The organism is Halomarina pelagica, assembly GCF_024228315.1.
Taxonomy (GTDB): domain Archaea; phylum Halobacteriota; class Halobacteria; order Halobacteriales; family Haloarculaceae; genus Halomarina; species Halomarina pelagica.
In genome coordinates this window covers 3425627-3445655 of sequence record NZ_CP100454.1, presented here as the reverse complement: position 1 = coordinate 3445655, position 20029 = coordinate 3425627, and the positions used below count along the sequence as shown (strand labels likewise).

The following is a 20029-nucleotide window of genomic DNA, read 5'->3' as shown; positions in this document are numbered from 1 at the left end:
GACACATGACACACGTCGTCGTCATCGGCGCGTACGGGAGCGCCGGCGTCGCCGTCGCGGACCGCCTCGCGGACGAACAGGGCGTCGAACTCACGCTCGTCGACGACGGCGATCCCGGCGGCGGCCTCTGCATCCTCCGCGGGTGTATGCCGTCGAAGGACGTGTTCTCCGCCGCGGAGCACCGCTACCGGGCGCGCGTCGACGACCGACTCCGGGGCGACCCGCCCGAGGTGGACCTCGAACGGGTCGTGGCGCAGAAGGACGAGCACGTCGCCAACTTCGCGCGACACCGTCGCGCCGCCGTCCACCGCCTCGCGGAGCGCGACGACGTCGAGTTACTCCGCGACACCGCCCGCTTCGTCGACGATCGGACCGTCGCCGTCGGCGACCGCCGGATCGAGGCCGACTACGTCGTCATCGCGACTGGGTCGACCCCGAACGTCCCCGACGTCCCCGGCATCGACGACGTGCCCACCATGACCAGCGCCGACGTGCTCGATGAGACGGCGCTCCCGGAATCCGGGATCGTCGTGGGCTTCGGCTACGTGGGCATGGAGATGGCCCCCTACCTCGCGGAGGCCGGCGGCGTGGACCTCACGGTCGTCGAACACGACGCCCGACCGCTCGACGAGGCCGACGACGAGTTCGGCGACGCCCTGCTCGAGATCTACCGCGAGGAGTTCGGCATCGAGGTGCTCACACACGCGGACGAGCGGTCGCTCGCCCCGACCGAGGCGGGCGTCGAACTGACCTACGAGCGCGAGGGAGAGGAGCGAACGGTCGAGGCTGAGACGGTATTCGTCTTCGCCGGTCGCCGCCCCGCGCTCGACGGACTCGGACTGGAGAACGCGTCGCTCGCGCCGGGCGAGGGCTGGGTCGACGCGACCATGCGCGCGCGCGACGCGGAGCGCGTCTTCGTCGTCGGCGACGCCAACGGCCGGGAGCCGATCCTCCACGTCGCGAAGGAGCAGGCGGTCGTCGCCGCCGAGAACGTCCTCCGCCACCGGGACGGCGAGGACCTGCGGGAGTACCACAACGTGCACCACCACGTCGTCTTCTCCGCGCTCGCGGTCTACCCGTTCGCGCGCGTCGGCCACTCCCGCGCGTCGGCGGAGGCGGCGGGGATTGACCACGTGGCGGTCACGCGAGAGGCGCGCAGCGACGGCGTGTTCGCGACGAAGGACGCCCCCCGGGGGCTCGCTCGACTCGTCGTCGGAACGGACGGCACCGTCCTCGGGTACCAGGGGCTCCACTACCACGCCGACGTGATGGCGAAGACGATGCAGGTCGTCGTCGAGCGCGGGATGGACGTCCGCGACGTGCCCGACCGGGCGTACCACCCGACGACGCCGGAGATCCTCGACGGCCTCTTCCGCGCGGCGAAGCGCGAGTTGGACTAGACGATCGCCGATTCGAGCGCCCTCAACCGACTCCTGACGGTCACCACCTCGTCCTCGTGGTGACACGGAGCGACGTGCTTCACCTCGCCGTTCTCGAACTCCACGAGCGTCAGCGACGGGAACTCGACGCAGACGAACGACTCGTCGGTGACCGTCGAGTGCCGGGCGCAGGTCGGAAAACAGAAGTCGAGCGACGCGTCGCCGCCCCTCGCCCACTCGCCGAACTTCTCCAGTCGGTCGAGGATGAACTGCCCGAACTTCGTCTGCGCCGCCCTCGACTCCGGATCGATCCCCGATCCCCACACGTACATGTCGTAGGCGTCGATGCCGCCGCGCCTGGCGCATGCGCGCACCCGTTCCAGTACCTCCTCCTGCCCCCCGTGTTCGTACCCCGGCGCGAGCGACCGGACGTACACCTCGACCGTCCGCCCCCTCGTGTCAGTTAGTGCCATGTCACTTCCCCCCTCTGCGTACCATCGACCTCGGTGGCGCAAATAGTTTACTCACCGGACAATTCCAAAACTCGTGGATAGCTCTCCTGACTTGACACTCCCGAGGGGGCGTTTCGAACGCTCAGGAAAGCGTTATCAGTCCGAGAGCCCTACCCACGCGGTATGTCTGAGAACGGAGAGTTCGAGTGTTCGGCGTGCGAGCGGTCGTTCTCGACCGAGGAGGAACTCCGCCGGCACGTCCACGAGGTCGGCCTCGTCGACTAGGCGAGTTCGTCCGCGAGGTCGTGGAGCGTCCCGACGGTGAGGTCCGGCTCGCCGTCGAACGGCTCCCAGGGCGACCCCTTCCGATCCGCCCGGACGCCCTGCATCCCGGCGTGCATCGCGCCCTGCACGTCGAGCCAGAGCGCGCTCACGTGAGCGATCTCGTCGATGGGCGTCCCCGTCCGCGCGGCGGCGTGACGGTACAGCTCGCGGGCGGGCTTGAACGCCCGGACCTCGTCGGCGCTGATGGTGTCCTCGAGGAGGTGGTCGATGTCCGCGTGCGCGACCATCGAGTCGAGCATCTCCGGGTTCCCGTTCGAGAGGACGTAGCAGTCGTAGCCCGCGTCCCGGATGCGCTCGATCGCGTCGCGCACGTCCGGGAAGACGTCGAGTTCGTGGTAGACCGCGAGGATCTCGTCGCGCTCGTCCTCCGAGAGGTCGACGCCGTGCGCGTCGAGCGCGTGCTGTAGCGCGTCGCGGTTCATCTCGTAGAACGGCTGGTAGGCGTCGATCTCGTTCGCGACCATCGTGTACTCGAGCGAGCGCGCCCGCCAGAGCCGCGAGACGGGTCGGGGGTCGTCCACGCGCTCGCGCAGGGCCGATTCGGCGGCGTCCACGTCGACGAGCGTGCTGTACGAGTCGAACGTCACCGTCGAGACGCGATCCGCGTCGAAGGTCATGGCAGGCCCTTCTGCGGGCGGGAGTATAGCTGTGGGGTCGGGCGTGTGCGGCGGCGACACGAACGACGTGATCGTCGCGGAGTGCGACCACTGGCGGGACGCGTTCTGGTCACCCTGATACTCGCTACGCGCGGCGAATTCGACGGAGCTAACTGGGACGACGGCCTCAGAAGTCGAGGGTTCACACGAATGAACGTCAGAACTGGACTCTCGTACGGGGACGTGCTGCTCGTTCCCCAGCGCTCTCCGGTCGACAGCCGCAGTCACGTCGACCTCTCGACTCACCTCACGCCGTCGCTCGACCTCGAGATCCCGGTGCTCTCCGCGCCGATGGACACCGTCACCGAGGTCGACACCGCGATCGTCCTCTCGACGATGGGCGGGCTCGGTACGATCCACCGCTTCATGGGCGTCGACGAGCAGGCCGAACAGGTCGGGGCCGTCGCCGACGCGGGCGAGCGCGTCGGGGCCGCCGTCGGCATCGCCGAGGACTTCCTCGACCGGACCGAAGCGACGCTCGCGGCGGGCGCGGACTGCGTGATGGTCGACGTCGCGCACGGTCACATGGAGGCGGCGCTCGCCGCCGTCGAGCGCATCGACGCCGAGTTCCCCGACGCGCCCCTCGTCGCCGGCAACGTCGTCACGCCCCAGGGGGTCCGCGACCTCCACGCGGCGGGTGCAGACTGCGTCAAGGTCGGCGTCGGTCCGGGCTCCCACTGCACCACCCGGGAGGTGGCCGGCGCGGGCGTCCCGCAGCTCACCGCGGTGGACGACTGCGCGGCGGTCGCCCGCGACCTCGGCATCCACGTGATCGCCGACGGCGGCATCCGCACCTCGGGTGACGCCGTGAAGGCGCTGATGGCGGGCGCGGACACCGTCATGCTCGGCGGCTTCTTCGCCGGGACGGACGAGGCCCCCGGCGACCTCGTCGAGGTGGACGGCGAGCGCTACAAGCGCTCGCGCGGCATGGCCTCCACGGCGGCCAACGAGGCGCGCACGGACAAGGCGCTCACCCCCGACGCCGACGAGGGCGTGGACGGCCTCTCGCCGTACCGCGGCCCGCTCGAGGTCGCGCTCTCGGAGTTCCTCGCCGGCGTCCGCTCGGGGCTGAGCTACTGCGGCGGACACACCATCCCCGAGGCGCGCGCGAAGGCGGAGTTCGTCCGGATCGCCCCCGGCGCGAAGGAGCGCGAGGGGGCACACTCGATTCTCGAAGCCCGCCCGGGCGACGAATAGACGCAGGCGCGACCCGTGCGCTCGTCACGTCGACCTCCCGCCGAGCGATGAGCGACGAGCGACGAGCGACGAAGCCGCGCCGCTCAGAGCGGCGCGACGTTGCGGTCGCCGCAGACGGGACAGCGGAGGGCCTCGGCGTCAGCGGGCGCGTCGAACGTCTCGGGGCACGCCGAACACTGGTACTTGGTCTGGCTGTCCCCGCTCCCGCCGAACACGCGTCTGAGTAGCTTCACGGTCTACCACTCCAGTTTCGGGTGAGTTCTACGCGGAGATAAACGGGGGCGCTCGTTGCGACCGTTGCGAACCCGCAACGGTGGAGAACGGCGTGAACGGTCCGGAACTAGTCGGTCTCAGAGGAGCCGTTATCGGCCCTCACCCGCGGTTCTCACTCCTCGCGGTCGAGCGCCTGCCAGGACAGCCGCGGGTTCCGCGCCGCGCTCACCTGGTCGATGCGGCGGGCGGCGGTCCGCTCGGGGGCGGACTCGATCGCTTCCTCGTCCTCCGCCGCCACCGCGTCGAACGCGGCCGCGAGCTGGTCGAGCGACGCGCGGTTCTCGATCTCGGTCGGTTCCGTCATCAGCGCCTCCGGGACCGCCTCGGGCCACTTCGTCGTCGGCGGGTGGACGCCGTAGTCGAGCATGCGTTTCGCCACGTCGGCGGCGTCCGCGTCCGCGCTCGCGACGAACTCGTGGTGGAACGGGCCGAACGGGATCTCGTAGTCGATCCGCTCGGCGAGGTAGTTGGCGTTCAGGACGGCCTTCGCGCTCGCGTCCGCCAGCCCCTCGTCGCCGAGGCGGGCGATGTAGGCGTAGGCCTTCACGAGCACGAGCCAGTTGCCCTGGTAGCCGTGGACCTTGCCGATCGAACGCTCGGGGGCGAACAGCTCGTACCCGCCGTCGGTCCTCCGCACCCGGGGTTCCGGCAGGAACTCGGCGAGGTCCTCCCTGACGCCGACCGGTCCCGCGCCGGGCCCGCCGCCGCCGTGGGGCGTGGCGAACGTCTTGTGGACGTTGTAGTGCATGACGTCGAAGCCCATGTCGCCGGGGCGGGCGCGCCCGAGCAGCGCGTTCAGGTTCGCGCCGTCGTAGTAGAGCAGGCCGCCGGCGTCGTGGACGATCTCGGCGATGCGCTCGATGTCGCGCTCGAACAGCCCCAGCGTGTTCGGGTTGGTGAGCATGAGCGCGGCCGTCTCCTCGCCGACCGCCGCCTCGAGGGCGTCGAGGTCGACCCGCCCGTCGGCCGCGCCGGGGAGTTCGACCACGTCGTAGCCCGCCATGGCCGCGCTGGCGAAGTTCGTCCCGTGGGCGGAGTCGGGGACGACGACCTCGGTCCGGTCCTCGCCGCGCGCCTCGTGGTAGGCCCTGGCGATGAGGATGCCCGCGAACTCGCCCGCCGCGCCCGCCGGGGGCTGGAGCGTCACGGCGTCCATCCCGCCGATGCGCCCGAGGTAGTCCTGCAGACGGTAGAGGAGTTCGAGCGTCCCCTGGGCGCTCTCCGGGGAGCGGTCGGGGTGGATCCCCGCCTTCGGGTGGGCGGCGACGTCCTCGGTGAACTTCGGGTTGTACTTCATCGTGCAGGAGCCGAGCGGGAACGGCCCGTTCTCGACGCCGTAGTTCATCTCGGAGAGGCGCGTGTAGTGGCGCGCGAGTTCGGGCTCCGAGAGGTCCGGCAGGTCGAGCGTGTCGCGCGTCAGGTGATCGGGGAGGGCCGACTCCACCTCGACCTCGCGGGTGTGCTTCTCCGCGAGCAACGGTTCGTACTTCTCGTCGTCCGCGGTCCAGCGCGCCTGGTCGTAGACGAGGGGATCCCGGTCGCTCTCACTAGCCGCTCCCTGATCGCGTTCGTCTCTACTCACGCGACCACCTCCAACGCCTCCACCAGCGCGTCGCGCCTCGCGGCGTTTGTCTCCGTCGTGCAGAGCTGGATCTCGTGCTCGCCGACGACGTGGACGGCGAACCCCTCGCGCTCGAGGTCCGACGCCACCGCCGCCGCGGGCTGGTCGGTGTGCGCGACGAACTCGCGGAAGTGGTGGCGGTCGTGGACCGGCGCGCGCATCCCCACGATCGCGTCCACGCGCTCGGCGAGGTCGGCCGTCGCCGTCACGCAGTCGTTCGCGAGGTCGACGAGCCCCTGCGGGCCGAGCGTCGCCGCGTGCATGGCGGCCCGGAGCGCGACCCACGCCTGGTTCGTGCAGATGTTGCTCGTCGCGCGCTCGCGGCGGATGTGCTGCTCTCTGGTCTGGAGCGTCAGGGTGTAGGCCCGGCGGCCGGTCGCGTCCTCGCTGACCCCGACGAGGCGACCGGGCACCTGCCGCAGGAACGCCTCGCGGCAGGCGAACAGCCCGAGGCCCATCCCGTAGCTCGCGCCCAGCCCGAGCGAGGCCGCCTCGCCGACGACCACGTCCGCGCCGACGCTCGCGGGCTCCCGGAGCAGCGCGAGCGCGAGCACGTCCGTCCCGAGCACGAACAGCGCGTCGTTCTCGTGCGCGAGGTCGCCGATCTCGGGGAGGCGCTCCTCGATCGTCCCCCGGACGGTCGGGTTCTCGGCGTAGACCATCGCCACGTCCTCCTCCACGCGATCGGCGAGCGCCTCGACGTCCGCGTTCGCGTCGTCGGTCGGGTAGGACTCCACCGCGAGCCCCGCGCCCTCGACGTAGTTCTCGAGGACGCCCCGGCGGCCCTCGTGGAGGAGGTCGGGGACGAGCACCGTCTCCCCGGAGATCCGCCGGAGGCGGGCGGCGAGCGTCGCCGCCTCGCCGAGCGCCGTCGCGGCGTCGTACATCGAGCAGTTCGCCACGTCGAGGCCCGTCAGCTCGACGAGCATCGACTGGTACTCGAACAGCGCCTGCAGGAAGCCCTGGGCCACCTCGGGCTGGTACTGCGTGTAGGAGGTCAGGAACTCAGAGCGCTGGGAGAGGTGATCGACCAGCGAGGGCACGTAGTGGTCGTAGTGACCGCGACCGAGGAACTCGGTGAGGTCGGCGTTGCGCCCGAGCGTCGCGTCGACGTGCGCGCGCGTCGCCTGTTCGCTTCGCGACTCGATGCCGAACGCGCCGTCGAAGCGCAGTCCGTCGGGGATGTCGAAGAGGTCCTCCTCGCTCGCCGCGCCGACGGCGGCGAGCATCGCCGCCGTCTCCTCGGGGGTGTGCGGCGCGAAGGGACTACCGGAGTTATGGCTGCTCATGCGTTGATGTGATGGGCGTCCGTGGGCGGGACATCTAGTGGTACGGCGTTACAAGTCACTGCATATGATACCGTCGGATTCGGGTCCATCGGTACACGGTCGTGGCGTAACGGCCGGCGAAGCGACGACCGGTCCGGACACGCCAGTTACAACCACTTCTCGGTGAGAAAGACCACGGAGGGGAACGATTCGCGGTCCGGGAACGCCTCTACGACGTTCGTTATGATACGGTAGAGATCGAACGACGCGAGCCGTTGATTCGGATAGTAGAACACGCAGCCGCGGTCGTCGGCTTCGACTTCCACGAAATCGTCGTCGTTGGTGACGACGATCCGGTCCGTCGAACGAGCGTACGAACGCACCCGGTCGTCGGGTACGCCCGGTCCGAGATCGGAGAGTGCGACGACGCGCTCGACGTCGTGGCCGTCGCGGACGAGTTTGTCCGCGAGGTCACGCTCCGTGTGTTCGTCGAGGAGAAACCGTACCATCTATCGTTGAGACGATTCGTGGACATCGCCAGGCCCGGTAACGACGTTCGGGTCGTCGGCCGCCTCGCGCTCGACCCGTTCGCGTCGCTCCCGGAGTTCGGACATCTCGCGGGGGTGTTCGTGATAGTACGCGAGCGCGTGGTAGACGTCCGCGATGTCGAGATCGTACCGGTCGGCCACCGTCCGCGCCGAGAGGTCGCGGCCTTCGACCTGCTCGTAGATGAACAAAACGCCGATGCGGCGACCCGCGATTCGAGGCTCGCCCCCGAGGACGTCCGGCGTCGTGACGATGCGGGCGCTCTGCTGTGCCATTACGCGATACTCTATGCGACTCCGGGTAAAAGGATTCGCCCCGACTACTCGACGAACCGGTACTTGCGCTCGCCCATGCGCCCCCAGCCGTCGAAGGCGAACTCGCCGTCGGGGACGGTGAACTCCTCGACGTCGTCCAGCCGCTTGTCGTGGTTGTGCGCGTCGTGGACGCGCTCGTACTCCTCGAAGGAGATGTCGCGGCGGGCCTCCAGCTGCTCGTCGACGTTCAGGTGAGCGATCTCCTCCTCCCAGCCCGGCTGGACGGTCTCGGCGTGGATCTCCGCCTGCGCGCCGCTGCCGTAGGAGCCGACGAGGAGCTTCTTCCCCTCGATCTCCCAGTCGTTCTCCAGGGCGTGCTTCAGGCCGCTCGCGCGGGCGACGTGAACCGACCCGGTGTACCAGTTGCCGACCTCGCGCGCGATCTCCAGGGTGGGGGCGATGACGCGGTCGTACCACTCCAGGTACGTCTCGGTGTCCTTGAGCGCGTCCGTGTACTCGCGGACGGCGTCGAGGAACGCCGCCTCGTCCTCGAACGCCTCGTAGCGCGGCTGGCGGCCGATCTCGGCGGCGAGTTCCTCCTCGATGCTCGTGTCGCGGATCATGTGTCGGTAGCCCAGCAGGGCGGCCTTGCGGACCATGCCGGGGAAGGGCGTGTGGAAGGGGACGAGGACGAAGTCGTCGGGGTGCGTGTCCCCCGAGACGCTCTCGAAGTCCTCGAGCGCCTCGCGCATGCGCGCGAGGTAGACCTGCACCGAGCGCTTGCCGTCGACGCTCGGGAACTGCTGGTTGGGCTTGAGGAAGTCCGTCTCGTCGGCGCTCCCGTAGCCCTGCTCGGCGGAGAGTTCGACGAGGTCGGGGTCCTCGGCGATGAGCATGGCGACCGCGCCCGCCCCCTGGGTCGCCTCGCCGGCGTCGCCGCGCGCGTAGAGCGCCGTGTCGGTGGCGATGACGAGCGCGCTGCGCCCGCGGTTTCGACCCGCCTTGATCCAGTTGTAGGCGTCGTCCAGACTCTGCGTGCCGGAGATGCAGGCGAACTTGCGCTCGCCCTTGTTGGCGTGGTGGAAGTCGCCCTCGAAGACCTGTTCGAGGCAGCCCGCGATGTACGTCGAGACGGGCTTCGAGTTGTCGAACGCGGACTCGGTCGCCACGTCGATGCGGCCGATGTCGGCCGGTTCGAGGCCGCGTCGCTTCATCAGTCGATGGGCGGCGTTCGCGCCCATCGTGACGATGTCCTCGTAGGTGTCGGGGAAGGAACTCGCCGCGAGGCCGAGTCCCTTCGTGTACTTCTCCGGCTCCTCGCCCTTCGCGGGCGCGAAGGTCTCCGCGAGGTCGAGTTTGAGCTTCCCGGTGTGGATCTCGATTGCGTCGATGCCGACGGATGTCATGGCTGGTGAGTCGACCGGGAGATATAAGTGTTTGACGACGATGAATTCGTCGTTCGTCGAAATCAGCGGCGCGCGGGACCGCCGGTCGTCGGACGGGTTCCGCGAGAACGGCGCGATGGCGGGTGCGGATGGGGTCCGGGGGTGCACCGGGTCGGTCGCCCGCGCTTCCTGCGCTCGGAGGCGTCCTACGCTTCGTCCTCTTCGACGACCTCGGGGTCGCGAAGCGCCTCGTAGAGGCTGTTGAGGCCGTCGACCCACTCGGCGACGAGGCCGTAGTCCAGGTCCTCGACGAGCGAGAGGTCCATGTCCTGGCCGTCGATGATGAGCGTGCCGGCCTGCACGCAGTGGACGTGCGCGGCGTCGAGGTCCTCCTCGGACTCGGCGTCGCGCGCGGCCTCGACGTGCTCCTCGACCGTCCCGTCGCTCGTCACGCCCGCGGCGACGTACTCCTGGGCGGCGTGGAAGACGCAGACGAGCGCGGTCTGGACCGCGTCGATGAGCATCAGGGTGTCCTCGTCGTCGAACTCGACCTCCGAGAGGACGATCTCCTGGATACCCGCCAGTTCCTCCATCGCCGCCTCCTCGTCGAGTTCGCCCTCGTCGTAGGCCGAGACGACCTTCGCGACGGCGATGACCGTGTCGTCCTGCAGGTTCAGCCGGAGGCGCGCGGAACTCTCGTCTTCGAGATCCACGCCCTCCTCGTCCAGGCGGTCGAGCCAGTTCTGCCAGCGCTCCTCGGTGTAGTACTCACCCTCCGGCGTACTCATACTCACGACTTCGGGCGGCCGGCCATATGCCTTTTCGTTATTCCAACGTTCCGCGGGTGTCGATACCGTAGACCATCCGCGGCGTCTCGACGTGCGCTCGTTCGAGCGCCTCGTCGTACCCCTCCTCGCGCAGCCAGCGGGTCCGCCGCGGCACCGTCTTCGGGCCGAGCACCGCGCCCGGTCGGTCGGGGTCGTCGATGAAGTCCGTCTCCATCATGAAGGGGACCTCGCGCTCGGCCGCCCGCACCAGTTCCTCCCTGTCGGCCAGCACGCTCGGGGTCGGCCCGACCACGCCGCCCGTCGAGTAGTGCTTGACGACGTGCTCCCGCCGCATCCCCGCCGCCTCGGCCCACTCGGCCACCTCCGTGAAGTCCTCGCCGCCCTCGGTGTGGAGCTGGACGGCGCACCCCAGGTCCGCCCCGAGCGCGAACGCGTGGCGCATCACCTCGTTCGAGGCCGCCCACACGGCCTCGTCCACCTCGTAGTGGGGTCGCCCGGACTTGAGCGCGAGCGCCGTCCCGTCGGCGACGTACTCGGCGGCGGCGTCCAGCCCCGCGCACATCAGGTCGCGGGCCTCCTCGGGCGCGTAGCCCCGCTCGACCAGTTGCGAGATCAGCGCCGGGTGGACGCCGAGGACGGGCCACGCGCGCCCGGCGAGCACCTCGTTCGACTCCCGGACCACGTCCACCGTGTGGTCGTAGGCCGTCCGGAAGTCGTCCCTCTCCTCGACCGCGACGCCGTAGTGCCACGACGGCTTGTTGAGCACGAGCAGGTGCGTTCCGCCGTGGTCGGCGAACTCCTCGCACGCCTCGACGCCGCGGCCGTTCACCGGGTCGAGGTGCATGTGGTCGTCGAGCACCGGGTCCATGTCCGAACGTCGTCGCGGTCGGGTAAAAGGGCGGCTATTCGGACGATTCGGACGATTCGAACGATCCCGACGGCCCGAGCGTCACCGCCTCGTGGGCCGTGCTCGGCAGGGCGTCGGAGCGCCCGTAGTCGCCGGGGGCGATGGCGAGCGTGCGGACGCCGCGCTCTGCGGCCGTCTCGAGCACCGGCTTGAAGTCCATGTCCCGCGAGGCGATCGCCAGCACGTCGATCGCGCCGTCAGCGACGGCCGCCGTCGCGTCCACGGCGAGCTTCACGTCCACGTCGCCGCTGGTCGTCACCACCCGGAAGCCGTGGGCCTCCGCGGCCTGGATCAGTCCAGCCGTGGCGCGCTCGTCGACGTACAGCCGGGCGTGTGTCAGGCGGCCGCGCTCGGCGGCCGCCGCGCGAACGTCGTCGAGGTCGACGTCGAACTCGGTGCGAAAGACGTTCGGGCCGTCGACGAACAACCCGACTCGACGGCCCTCATCCCCGACGAATCGGCGCACGAACCCGCTCATGTCCGTCGGGAACCGGCGGCCACCTAAAGCCGTGCTGGTTCGACTCTCGATCCGCCTTCGACGAATTAATTTAACGCAGAATAGATAGACTAAAATACTATCAGGGAATCGGTACTGTCGCAATGGGTGAGAGACACACGCTCGATCGTCGTCGCTTCCTCAGACTGTCCGGCCTCGCCGGCGTCGGTGCCTTCGCGGGCGTCGCCGGCGCGACGCCGGGGCGTTCGCCCGGCCCGAAGGAGGGCGAACTCCTCGTCGGCATCTCGGCGGACGGGAAGAAGGTCGAGAAGCACGGGAGGAAGATCGAGCGCAAACTGGAGAAGAAGTACGACGTCACCGTCACGCTGACCCACGAGAACGAGGTGCTCCGGTATCTCGCGATCGAACTCGGCGACGTCTCGGAGAAGGAGCGGCGCAAGATACGCAAGCGGATCGAGAAGTACGAGGCGGCGAAGTACGTCGAGGAGAACGCCACCTTCGAGGCGCTGTTCGTCCCGAACGACCCCCGCTACGACGACCAGTACGCCGACCAGATGGTGAACGCCCCGACGGCGTGGGACACCACGCTGGGCGATTCCGGCGTCACCGTCGCCGTCGTGGACCAGGGCGTGAAGTACGACCACCCGGACCTCGACGGCAACGTGGCCGCGGATCCCGGCTACGACTTCGTGGACGACGACACCGACCCCTATCCCGACGCGCTCGCCGACGAGACCCACGGCACGCACGTCGCCGGCATCGCCGCCGCCGAGGTGAACAACGGCGAGGGGGTCACCGGCATCGGCAACTCCACGGTCATCGCCGGGCGCGCGCTCAGCGAGGCGGGCACCGGGAGCACGAGCGACATCGCGGACGCCATCCAGTGGGCCGCGGACCAGGGGGCGGACGTGATCAACCTCTCGCTGGGCGGCGGCGGGTACACCAGCACGATGAAGAACGCCGTCTCGTACGCCTACAGCAACGGCGCGCTCCTCGTCGCGGCGGCGGGCAACGACTACGGCGGGTCCGTCTCGTACCCGGCGGCCTACAGCGAGTGCCTCGCCGTCTCCGCGCTCGATCCCGACGGGACGCTCGCCGCCTACTCGAACTACGGATCGGAGATCGAACTCGCCGCGCCGGGCACCAACGTCATATCGACGTGGACGGACGACGGCTATAACTCGATCTCGGGCACGTCGATGGCGACGCCGGTGGTCGCGGGCGTCGCGGGCCTCACGCTCGCCGCGTGGAACCTCACCAACGAGGAACTGCGCTCGCACCTCAAGGCCACGGCCGTCGACGTGGATCTCTCCGCCGCCAAGCAGGGGAGCGGCCGCGTGGACGCCGGGAACGCCGTCACGACCCAGCCGGGGAGCGGTTCCGGCGGGGACGGCGGGAGCGGCGACTCGCAGACGGCGTCCGTGAGCGACTCGCTCTCGGGGTACTGGGACGAGGACTGCTGGACCTACGCGTGGCACTACGCCGCTCCGAGCAAGGTCGTCATCGAACTGAGCGGCCCCGCGTCCGCCGACTTCGACCTGTACGCCAACGACGGGACGGGGACCTGTCCCACCACGTCGAGCTACGACTACCGGTCGTGGACGACCGACAGCCAGGAGACGATCACGATCGACACCCCGGACGCCTCGACCGACCTCCACGTCCTCGTGGACTCCTACAGCGGGAGCGGCGACTACACGCTGACCATCACGGAGTACGCCTGATACTGTCGGACGGACGCCCGTCACGAATCTCGCCACCCCGAGGTGGCGAGTAGCGTCACGACGGTACGGCAGACAGGACGTTCCGAGCGCCCGGTTCACGCCGTCTCCTCCCCCCCCCCCGCCTTCGTCACGTTGCGCTCGCGCCGTCCACTCTTATCCCCCCTCGTCTTCTCGGGTGAACCATGTCGGCCCTCGCTATCGATCCAGTCGTTCTCGTCGCCCTCGCGGCGGAGAGCGGGGCGAGCATCGAGGGGATCCTCCTCGATCTGCTCCCCATCGCCATCATCGCCGCCGGCGTCGGGGTCTTCGTCGCCAAGGTCGGACGGTTCCCCTACACCATCGCGCTCCTGCTCGCGGGGTTCACCGTGTCGGTCGTCGGCGCGACGACGAGGGCGGTCGACATCGACATCGCGCTCTCGCACGACCTCATCCTGCTCGTCCTCCTCCCGCCGCTGCTGTTCGAGGGGGCGGCCACGACCGACCTGGAACGGCTCCGTCGGAACCTCGTCCCCATCCTGGCGCTCGCCGTCGTCGGTCTCGTCGCGTCGGTCGTGGTCCTCGGCCTGGCGGGCGCGGAGCTGTTCGGCTTCCCCCTGCTCGTCGCCCTCCTGTTCGCCGCGATGATCCTCCCGACGGACCCGGTGAGCGTCCTCGCGCTGTTCAAGGAACTCGGCGCGCCCGACCGGCTCTCGGTGCTGGTCGAGGGCGAGAGCCTCGTCAACGACGGCGTCGGCGTCGTCCTCTTCTCGGCGCTGCTGACGCTCGTCGTCCGGGGGGCGAACCCGGCGGAACTGTTCACCGTCGCCGGCGTCGCGCGGGTCGCGTTCGACGTGGCCGTGGTGAGCCTCGGCGGCCTGATGGTCGGCCTGGTCACCGGCTACGCCGTCTACAGCGTGATGGTCAACCTGGACGAGCACATGACCGAGATCGTCCTCACGCTGCTTCTCGCCTACGGCAGCTTCCTGCTCGCCGAGCACTACCTCCACGTCTCCGGCGTCATCGCCACGGTCGTCGCGGGGCTGTTCATCGGCAACCGCGGCGCGGAGTACGCCATGAGCCCGCAGACGAAGATCTCCATCTTCAACAGCCTCGAGACCCTCGCGTTCCTCGTCAACACGTTCATCTTCCTGATGATCGGCGTCGTGACGCCGGTCGGGCAGTTGATCTCGCACGTCGGCCTCATCGCGCTCGCGATCCCGGCCGTGCTGGTCGCCCGCGCCGTCACCGTCTACCCCATCGCGGCCGCGCTCAACCGGTTCGTCGAGCCGCCCATCTCGCGCAGCTACCAGCACGTCATGCTCTGGGGCGGGCTCCACGCCTCGATCCCCATCGCGCTGGTGCTCGGGTTGCCGCGCACGCTCGCCGACGGGACGCCGTTTCCGTTCCGTGAGGAACTGCGCGCGATGGTCTTCGGGGTCGCCGCGTTCAGCCTCGTCGTCCAGGGCATGACGATGTCGAACCTCCTGCGACGGCTCGGCATCGTCACGCGCTCGGACGTGGAGGAGCTGTACGAACTGCTGGTCGGACGACGCCGGGCCGTAAACGAGGCGCTCTCGGCGGCCGAGCGCCTGAAGCGACGGGGCGACCTCCCGCGGGAGGTCTACCAGGACTTCACCGACGAGTACGAGCGCGAACTCGACGACCTCCAGGAGGCGATCGCCACCCTGCTCGGGGACAACCCCGAACTCCGCCGCGAGCGTCTGCTGGTGGGCGAGCGGCAGATCCTCCAGCGGGAGAAGAGCGCCATCATGGACGCGGTTCGGTCGGGCGTCGTCACCGACGAGGTCGGCAAGCGACTGCTCGACGAGGTCGACCTGAAGCTCGACCAGGTGCGGAGCGGCGAGACCACCGTCGAACGCGGCGAGGAGGGCTACACCGAGTTCTGGCGCACGCGCGCCGCCGAGCACGGTCTCGACGTCGGCCCCGGTCCCGACGCGGACGCGGGATCGAGTACCGACTGACCGCGCCGAACGCCGGCGCTCGACGCGGGGCCCTCCCGATCCGCCGCGTCGTATCGCGGAGCCCCACCCCGGACGAAGCTTCAAGTGCGAGAACGGGACGAGTGACTCCCACCGGCGACGTGAACGTACCAGCCGGTCTCTCGACTATGCACTGTCGCAACTGCGGTAACACGGATCGATTCGTCCTGCTCGTCGAACTCACCTGCCTCGTCGGTTCGGACGACAGTCGCGCCGACCCCGACTGGTCGATCGGCGCGGAGTGCCCTCGCTGTGCGAGTACCGATCTCGCGGGCGAACCGGCGACGTTGCTCACCTCCGGTCGTTGAGATCGGAGGTTCCCCTCGACGCGCCCCGACGCCCGCGGGCGTCCATCGACACGACCAGCGGCGCGCCGGACGCCCCCGCGGCGAGCGCGAGTTCGCAGGTCAGCCGCGAGGCCGCCCCCGGCGGTAGCACCTCACGCAGTATCGGATACTCGCGCAGCCAGACCGCCGCCGGCGCTCGCCGTTCGATGGCGCGCCGCGCGCGGTCGAGCGCCGCGTCCGGCCCCGACGCGGACCAGCTGAGACGCCGATCGGCGGCGGCCGCGACCACGGTCAGCGGCGTCACGTAGCGGTCGCCGTCGAAGGTCGTCCCCAGGCCCGGCCCGACGCTGACGTACTCCCGCATGCGCTCCTCGTGGGGCTCCTCGGTAACGACCACCAGTCCGCGTTCGTCTCCCCGCCGTACCTCGATAGTCACTATTACCTATTTCGTCGGAATAGCTAAAAGTGCATAACAGTGTCGACTGCTTTCCACCGATAATGACCGACGACGAGCGGATTCTCGGTACGACGAAAGTGACGGACCGGTGGCGGATCAGCCTCATCAAGGCCGTTCGTGAGGAGTTCGCGGAGGCCGGAATCGAGGTGGAGGTCGGGGATCGGCTCGTCTACAAACTGCGCGACGGCCGGATCATCGTCGAACCGGCGTAGCTCACGCTCCCCCGGGGACCTTGCCGTTGCCGCCACCACTCCTTTGAGAGTGGCGCGAGAAGACCGAAACATGTCCGACGACGAACACGGCCGCGACGTCGAACTCGCGAAGGAGAGAGACGAAGACGAGAGCGAGGAGGCGGACGACGCCGCGGAGGCCGAGGAGAAGGCGAAGGAGGCCGCCCGCGAGCGCCGCAACGAGGAGATCGAGGAGGAGGTAGAGCGGAAGTCCGAGGTCCGCGAGGAGGAGGCGGCCGAACAGGAGAACGTCGACAACCACCGCGACGAACCGCCGTTCGAGAGCTGAACCGCCACCCGTACGACCCTCGCAACGTCAACACCTCCGCCTCTTCGTACGGTAGTGGGTCGCGAGCGCGGCGCGATCCACGCCGGAACGGACGCTCGCCGTCCACCGATCGACGCCGCCCGTCCCCGCCGCCTGTCGCCTCGTCCGCCGCGTCGTCGCCCGCTACTTCTTCACTCACCCTCCGTCACTCTCTCCTCCGTCACTCTCTCCTCCGTCACTCTCTCCCCCGTCACTCTCTCCTCCGTCGTCCCCCGATCCGTCGTCTCCTGCCCCGTCGTGCCCGTCCGTCGCTTCGGCACCATCGTCGTCGTAGAACCCCTTGATGATCGCCTCGTTTTCGACGCCGCCGCTGTCCACGTCCGGGCGGTCCTCGGTCTCGGCCTCGGCATCGGTGTCTTCGTCGGTCACGTCTACGGATCTACGCCCGCGTCGTGATATACCGTCGGTCCCCGGCGTTCGGGTCTCGGATTTCGTATCGCGATTATCGGTGTATCCGTGGTCCGACTCCCCCCGTCCGACAAACCAAATCATTACGTCGTTCGCCCCGAGGGGAGGCATATGGCCCTTCGGAAACCGCCGTTGCGCGACCTCCTCGCCGACCGCGCGAAGTTCACGGAGTTCGGCGGGTGGGAGATGCCGGTGGAGTTCGACTCCATCCGGACCGAACACGAGGCCGTCCGCGGATCCGTCGGCATCTTCGACGTCTCGCACATGGGCGAGATCGAGGTTTGGGGTCCGGACGCCGCCGAGTTGATGCAGCGGCTCACCACGAACGACGTATCGCGACTCTCACCCGGTGATGGGCAGTACTCGGCCGTCACCGACGAATCGGGCGTCGTTCTCGACGATACGGTCGTGTACGCGCTCCCCGAGGCGCATCAGCCCGACGCGGGCGACGCCTACCTCTTCGTCCCGAACGCGGGCCACGACGAGGAGATGGCGGCGCGCTGGGTCGACCACCGCGACCGGTGGGATCTCGACTGCACCGTCGAGAACCGCACCGAGGAGTACGCCATGTTCGCGGTCCAGGGCCCCGACAGCGAGGACCTCGTCGCCAACGCCGCGGGCGAGGGGGTCCGCGACGTCTCGCGGTTCGACGTCGCCGAGGCGACCGTCGAGGGGATCGACGTTCTCGCCGCGCGCACGGGTTACACGGGCGAGGACGGCTTCGAGATCCTCTGTCCGTGGGACGGGGCGGAGACGGTCTGGTCCGCGCTCCCCTGCCAGCCCTGCGGTCTCGGCGCGCGGGACACGCTCCGCATCGAGAAGGGGTTCCTGCTCTCCGGGCAGGACTTCGACCCCGAGTCGAACCCGCGGACGCCCTACGAGGCGGGCATCGGCTTCGTCGTCGCGCTCGACACGGACTTCGTCGGTCGCGACGCGCTCGCCGACGCGACCGACCCCGACGAGCGCTTCGTCGGGTTGACGCTCCTCGATCGGGGTGTCCCGCGGAGCGGCTACGACATCACCGACGGGGAGGGGACCGTCATCGGGACGGTCACCAGCGGTACGATGAGTCCCACGCTCGGCGAACCGATCGGCCTCGGGTACGTCCCGCGCGAGTACGCCGACCCGGGCACGGAGATCGGGGTCGTCGTCCGCGAACGAAAGAAAGACGCACGCGTCACCGAAACACCGTTCCTATGAGCTTCGAGATACCCGACGACCTGTACTACCTGGAAACGCACGAGTGGGCGCGCATCGAGGACGGCACCGCTCGAATCGGCATTACCGACTTCGCGCAGGACGAGCTGGGCGACGTGGTGTTCGTCGAACTCCCCGACGAGGGCGACGAACTCGAACAGGAGGCGCAGTTCGGCGTCATCGAGTCCATCAAGGCCGTCTCCGACCTCTACGCGCCGCTCTCGGGCACCGTGAGCGCCGTCAACGAGGACCTGTTCGACGCGCCCGAACTCGTCAACGAGGACCCCTTCGGCGACGGCTGGATGCTCGAACTGGAGGGCGTAGACGAGGACGAACTCGACGCGCTCCTCACGCCCGAGGAGTACGAAGAGCAGATCGCCTGAACCCGCGGTCGGCCGGTTTTTTACGTCTGCCGCGAATGCACGAGTCGCCACGCGCGGCGATCTATTACACTGTATATCGCTATACGTAACTCGGTCGGCGTTCGCCCCAGGACCTCGGTCCGTCCCCTCGATCGCTCCGATCGAACGGTCCAAGGGTCGGTCGTCGGTCGGGGCACGAGTAGCGGTATCGGTCGCGCGAGGAGGACTAGTGTCGGTGGGTCGCGACCTCGTCCGCTCGCTCAGGTGCGTGTTCCTCCGGGTGACGGGCGAGCGACCACCGCAGCAACGGCGGGGCCATCAGCGACGTGACGACGGCGACGAGGACGATGATCGAGTAGAGCTCGATCGTTAGCACGCCGAGTTGGAGCCCGACCGTCGCGACGACGAGTTCGATCGCGCCGCGGGCGTTCAGTCCCGCCCCCACGGTGAACGCCACCCAGCGCGACCGTCCCGTCCCGAGCGCGCCGATCGCCGCGCCGACGAACTTGCCGGCGATGGCGACGGCGAGCGTGATCGCCGCGATCGCCGCGGTGGACGGCTCCGCGAGCGCCGAGAGGTCGACCCGCAGGCCGGCGGTGGCGAAGAACACGGGGGCGAACACCCCAATGGTGATGTTCTCGAACGCCTGGAACGTCCGTCCGTCGAGCGCTCCCGAGCGTTCGACGAGGATTCCGACGACGTACGCGCCCAGGACCGCTTCGAGGCCGATCCCCACCGTGATCGCGCCGGTGCCGAGCGCGAGTATCACGATCGTCGAGAGCGTCGTTCGGTCGGAGCCGGTCGCGGCCGAGTTCATGAGCGCCGTCACGAGCCACTGCCCGACGGTGAAGGCGACGATCAGGAACGCGAAGAGGAACCCCGCGGTCGTCACCGTCCCGACGGCGTCGAATCCGCCCCTGCGGGCGAGCCCCGCCACGAGCGAGAGCAGGAACCAGCCGATCGTGTCGTCCACCATCGCGGCGACGATCGTCAGCTGTCCGACGCCGCGGCCGAGCGCGTCGAGGTCCATGAGCACGCGTGCGACCACCGGGATGGCGGAGATGGAGAGCGCCGTCGCGAGAAAGAGGCTGAACACGATCGGCTGATCGGGCGTCGCGAGGAACTCCCGTGGCATCCACTCGCCGAGCGCGAACCCCATCGCGAACGGGACGGCGATCCCCGCGAGCGAGATCGCCGCGGCCGTCCTCGACTCGCGTCGGATGAGTTCGAGGTCCGTCTCGAGACCGGTCAGTACGAGCAACAGGAGCAACCCGATGAACGCGACTACCTCGAGGAGGTGGAACTGCGTCGCGTTCGGCGGGAACAACGTCCGGAAGAGGTCCGGGGCGAGCAGGCCCAGCACGGACGGCCCGAGGACGATCCCGGTGAGCAACTCGCCGACGACGACCGGGTACCCGACGCGCTCCGCGAGCGCGCCGAGCGCCCGCGCGACGAACAGGATCAGCGCCAGTTGAACGAGCAACAGCAACACCGTCTGGCGCGCGAGCGGCTCGATGTACTCCTGCATA

General features: G+C 69.2%; 23 protein-coding genes. 9 read left to right on the top strand and 14 right to left on the bottom strand.

The window, feature by feature from the left end:
• Positions 1 to 5: 5 nt before the first annotated feature.
• A complete protein-coding gene (locus NKI68_RS18055; protein ID WP_254544515.1) occupies positions 6 to 1400 on the top strand; it encodes a dihydrolipoyl dehydrogenase family protein in 1395 nt (464 codons plus the stop codon).
• On the opposite strand, the gene NKI68_RS18050 is transcribed toward NKI68_RS18055, so the two are convergent.
• Together NKI68_RS18050 and NKI68_RS18045 are read right to left on the bottom strand one after the other, a co-directional pair.
• Positions 1397 to 1852, bottom strand: coding sequence for an HTH domain-containing protein (locus NKI68_RS18050; protein ID WP_254544514.1), 456 nt, complete (start codon positions 1850 to 1852; stop codon positions 1397 to 1399). The two genes, NKI68_RS18055 and NKI68_RS18050, sit on opposite strands and share 4 nt — an antisense overlap.
• 260 nt (positions 1853 to 2112) lie before the next feature.
• A complete protein-coding gene (locus NKI68_RS18045; RefSeq protein ID WP_254544513.1) occupies positions 2113 to 2793 on the bottom strand; it encodes a haloacid dehalogenase type II in 681 nt (226 codons plus the stop codon).
• 189 nt (positions 2794 to 2982) lie between these two features.
• Between NKI68_RS18045 and NKI68_RS18040 the strand changes: the two genes are divergently transcribed.
• Positions 2983 to 4029 (top strand): guanosine monophosphate reductase, encoded by a 1047-nt coding sequence (locus NKI68_RS18040; protein ID WP_254544512.1) that lies wholly within the window; start codon positions 2983 to 2985, stop codon positions 4027 to 4029.
• 83 nt (positions 4030 to 4112) lie between these two features.
• On the opposite strand, the gene NKI68_RS18035 is transcribed toward NKI68_RS18040, so the two are convergent.
• The 9 genes from NKI68_RS18035 to NKI68_RS17995 all read right to left on the bottom strand — a co-directional run bounded on the left by NKI68_RS18035 (position 4113) and on the right by NKI68_RS17995 (position 11549).
• On the bottom strand, positions 4113 to 4262 hold the full coding sequence (locus NKI68_RS18035; protein ID WP_254544511.1) for a hypothetical protein: 150 nt from the start codon (positions 4260 to 4262) through the stop codon (positions 4113 to 4115).
• 152 nt (positions 4263 to 4414) lie between these two features.
• Positions 4415 to 5884: an aminomethyl-transferring glycine dehydrogenase subunit GcvPB gene (gene gcvPB / locus NKI68_RS18030; protein WP_254544510.1), complete on the bottom strand. Its 1470-nt coding sequence runs from the start codon at positions 5882 to 5884 to the stop codon at positions 4415 to 4417.
• Positions 5881 to 7212, bottom strand: coding sequence for an aminomethyl-transferring glycine dehydrogenase subunit GcvPA (gene gcvPA, locus NKI68_RS18025; RefSeq protein ID WP_254544509.1), 1332 nt, complete (start codon positions 7210 to 7212; stop codon positions 5881 to 5883). The genes gcvPB and gcvPA overlap by 4 nt, the downstream gene beginning before the upstream one ends.
• A 146-nt stretch (positions 7213 to 7358) precedes the next feature.
• Positions 7359 to 7700, bottom strand: coding sequence for a DUF5615 family PIN-like protein (locus NKI68_RS18020; protein WP_254544508.1), 342 nt, complete (start codon positions 7698 to 7700; stop codon positions 7359 to 7361).
• Entirely contained in the window at positions 7701 to 8012 is a 312-nt protein-coding gene (locus tag NKI68_RS18015) for a DUF433 domain-containing protein (protein WP_254544507.1), read from the bottom strand.
• 44 nt (positions 8013 to 8056) lie between these two features.
• A complete protein-coding gene (gene hmgB, locus NKI68_RS18010) occupies positions 8057 to 9397 on the bottom strand; it encodes a hydroxymethylglutaryl-CoA synthase (RefSeq protein WP_254544506.1) in 1341 nt (446 codons plus the stop codon).
• A 185-nt stretch (positions 9398 to 9582) separates the two neighbouring features.
• On the bottom strand, positions 9583 to 10164 hold the full coding sequence (locus tag NKI68_RS18005) for a DUF2150 family protein (RefSeq protein ID WP_254544505.1): 582 nt from the start codon (positions 10162 to 10164) through the stop codon (positions 9583 to 9585).
• A 37-nt stretch (positions 10165 to 10201) separates the two neighbouring features.
• The gene (locus NKI68_RS18000) at positions 10202 to 11032 is read right to left on the bottom strand and encodes a TatD family hydrolase (RefSeq protein WP_254544504.1); all 831 of its coding nucleotides are present in this window, start codon (positions 11030 to 11032) and stop codon (positions 10202 to 10204) included.
• A gap of 34 nt (positions 11033 to 11066) precedes the next feature.
• Complete coding sequence (locus NKI68_RS17995; RefSeq protein WP_254544503.1) at positions 11067 to 11549, bottom strand: NYN domain-containing protein; 483 nt, start codon at positions 11547 to 11549, stop codon at positions 11067 to 11069.
• 122 nt (positions 11550 to 11671) lie between these two features.
• Here NKI68_RS17995 and NKI68_RS17990 point away from each other — a divergent pair, with 122 nt between their 5' ends.
• The 3 genes from NKI68_RS17990 (at position 11672) to NKI68_RS17980 (ending at position 15539) form a co-directional block, all read left to right on the top strand.
• Positions 11672 to 13252, top strand: coding sequence for a S8 family serine peptidase (locus tag NKI68_RS17990; protein WP_254544502.1), 1581 nt, complete (start codon positions 11672 to 11674; stop codon positions 13250 to 13252).
• Positions 13253 to 13434: 182 nt separating this feature from the next.
• Positions 13435 to 15213, top strand: a complete 1779-nt coding sequence (locus NKI68_RS17985; RefSeq protein WP_254544501.1) for a Na+/H+ antiporter — start codon at positions 13435 to 13437, stop codon at positions 15211 to 15213.
• 146 nt (positions 15214 to 15359) lie between these two features.
• On the top strand, positions 15360 to 15539 hold the full coding sequence (locus NKI68_RS17980) for a hypothetical protein (protein WP_254544500.1): 180 nt from the start codon (positions 15360 to 15362) through the stop codon (positions 15537 to 15539).
• Here the strand turns inward: NKI68_RS17980 and NKI68_RS17975 are convergent.
• Complete coding sequence (locus NKI68_RS17975; protein WP_254544499.1) at positions 15523 to 15954, bottom strand: hypothetical protein; 432 nt, start codon at positions 15952 to 15954, stop codon at positions 15523 to 15525. The two genes, NKI68_RS17980 and NKI68_RS17975, sit on opposite strands and share 17 nt — an antisense overlap.
• Positions 15955 to 16016: 62 nt before the next feature.
• Here NKI68_RS17975 and NKI68_RS17970 point away from each other — a divergent pair, with 62 nt between their 5' ends.
• On the top strand, positions 16017 to 16187 hold the full coding sequence (locus NKI68_RS17970) for a hypothetical protein (RefSeq protein WP_254544498.1): 171 nt from the start codon (positions 16017 to 16019) through the stop codon (positions 16185 to 16187).
• Positions 16188 to 16257: 70 nt separating this feature from the next.
• Complete coding sequence (locus NKI68_RS17965; RefSeq protein ID WP_254544497.1) at positions 16258 to 16494, top strand: hypothetical protein; 237 nt, start codon at positions 16258 to 16260, stop codon at positions 16492 to 16494.
• A 174-nt stretch (positions 16495 to 16668) separates the two neighbouring features.
• Here the strand turns inward: NKI68_RS17965 and NKI68_RS17960 are convergent, their stop codons facing one another.
• The gene (locus NKI68_RS17960) at positions 16669 to 16902 is read right to left on the bottom strand and encodes a hypothetical protein (protein ID WP_254544496.1); all 234 of its coding nucleotides are present in this window, start codon (positions 16900 to 16902) and stop codon (positions 16669 to 16671) included.
• A 150-nt stretch (positions 16903 to 17052) separates the two neighbouring features.
• On the opposite strand from NKI68_RS17960, the gene gcvT reads away from it, so the two are divergent.
• Positions 17053 to 18141 (top strand): glycine cleavage system aminomethyltransferase GcvT, encoded by a 1089-nt coding sequence (gene gcvT, locus NKI68_RS17955; protein WP_254544495.1) that lies wholly within the window; start codon positions 17053 to 17055, stop codon positions 18139 to 18141.
• Complete coding sequence (gene gcvH, locus NKI68_RS17950; RefSeq protein ID WP_254544494.1) at positions 18138 to 18521, top strand: glycine cleavage system protein GcvH; 384 nt, start codon at positions 18138 to 18140, stop codon at positions 18519 to 18521. The genes gcvT and gcvH overlap by 4 nt, the downstream gene beginning before the upstream one ends.
• 205 nt (positions 18522 to 18726) lie before the next feature.
• Here gcvH and NKI68_RS17945 read toward each other — a convergent pair whose 3' ends face one another.
• On the bottom strand, positions 18727 to 20028 hold the full coding sequence (locus NKI68_RS17945; protein WP_254544493.1) for a cation:proton antiporter: 1302 nt from the start codon (positions 20026 to 20028) through the stop codon (positions 18727 to 18729).
• Between the last annotated feature and the right edge of the window lies 1 nt (position 20029).

Excerpts from the sequence above, each read along its gene's own strand:
- NKI68_RS18055 (WP_254544515.1), top strand. The coding sequence starts at position 6 with ATGACACACGTCGTCGTCATCGGCGCGTACGGGAGCGCCGGCGTCGCC.
- NKI68_RS18050 (WP_254544514.1), bottom strand. The coding sequence starts at position 1,852 with ATGGCACTAACTGACACGAGGGGGCGGACGGTCGAGGTGTACGTCCGG.
- NKI68_RS18045 (WP_254544513.1), bottom strand. The coding sequence starts at position 2,793 with ATGACCTTCGACGCGGATCGCGTCTCGACGGTGACGTTCGACTCGTAC.
- NKI68_RS18040 (WP_254544512.1), top strand. The coding sequence starts at position 2,983 with ATGAACGTCAGAACTGGACTCTCGTACGGGGACGTGCTGCTCGTTCCC.
- gcvPA (WP_254544509.1), bottom strand. The coding sequence starts at position 7,212 with ATGAGCAGCCATAACTCCGGTAGTCCCTTCGCGCCGCACACCCCCGAG.
- NKI68_RS18020 (WP_254544508.1), bottom strand. The coding sequence starts at position 7,700 with ATGGTACGGTTTCTCCTCGACGAACACACGGAGCGTGACCTCGCGGAC.
- NKI68_RS18015 (WP_254544507.1), bottom strand. The coding sequence starts at position 8,012 with ATGGCACAGCAGAGCGCCCGCATCGTCACGACGCCGGACGTCCTCGGG.
- hmgB (WP_254544506.1), bottom strand. The coding sequence starts at position 9,397 with ATGACATCCGTCGGCATCGACGCAATCGAGATCCACACCGGGAAGCTC.
- NKI68_RS18005 (WP_254544505.1), bottom strand. The coding sequence starts at position 10,164 with ATGAGTACGCCGGAGGGTGAGTACTACACCGAGGAGCGCTGGCAGAAC.
- NKI68_RS18000 (WP_254544504.1), bottom strand. The coding sequence starts at position 11,032 with ATGGACCCGGTGCTCGACGACCACATGCACCTCGACCCGGTGAACGGC.
- NKI68_RS17995 (WP_254544503.1), bottom strand. The coding sequence starts at position 11,549 with ATGAGCGGGTTCGTGCGCCGATTCGTCGGGGATGAGGGCCGTCGAGTC.
- NKI68_RS17990 (WP_254544502.1), top strand. The coding sequence starts at position 11,672 with ATGGGTGAGAGACACACGCTCGATCGTCGTCGCTTCCTCAGACTGTCC.
- NKI68_RS17985 (WP_254544501.1), top strand. The coding sequence starts at position 13,435 with ATGTCGGCCCTCGCTATCGATCCAGTCGTTCTCGTCGCCCTCGCGGCG.
- NKI68_RS17980 (WP_254544500.1), top strand. The coding sequence starts at position 15,360 with ATGCACTGTCGCAACTGCGGTAACACGGATCGATTCGTCCTGCTCGTC.
- NKI68_RS17970 (WP_254544498.1), top strand. The coding sequence starts at position 16,017 with ATGACCGACGACGAGCGGATTCTCGGTACGACGAAAGTGACGGACCGG.
- NKI68_RS17965 (WP_254544497.1), top strand. The coding sequence starts at position 16,258 with ATGTCCGACGACGAACACGGCCGCGACGTCGAACTCGCGAAGGAGAGA.
- gcvT (WP_254544495.1), top strand. The coding sequence starts at position 17,053 with ATGGCCCTTCGGAAACCGCCGTTGCGCGACCTCCTCGCCGACCGCGCG.
- gcvH (WP_254544494.1), top strand. The coding sequence starts at position 18,138 with ATGAGCTTCGAGATACCCGACGACCTGTACTACCTGGAAACGCACGAG.
- NKI68_RS17945 (WP_254544493.1), bottom strand. The coding sequence starts at position 20,028 with ATGCAGGAGTACATCGAGCCGCTCGCGCGCCAGACGGTGTTGCTGTTG.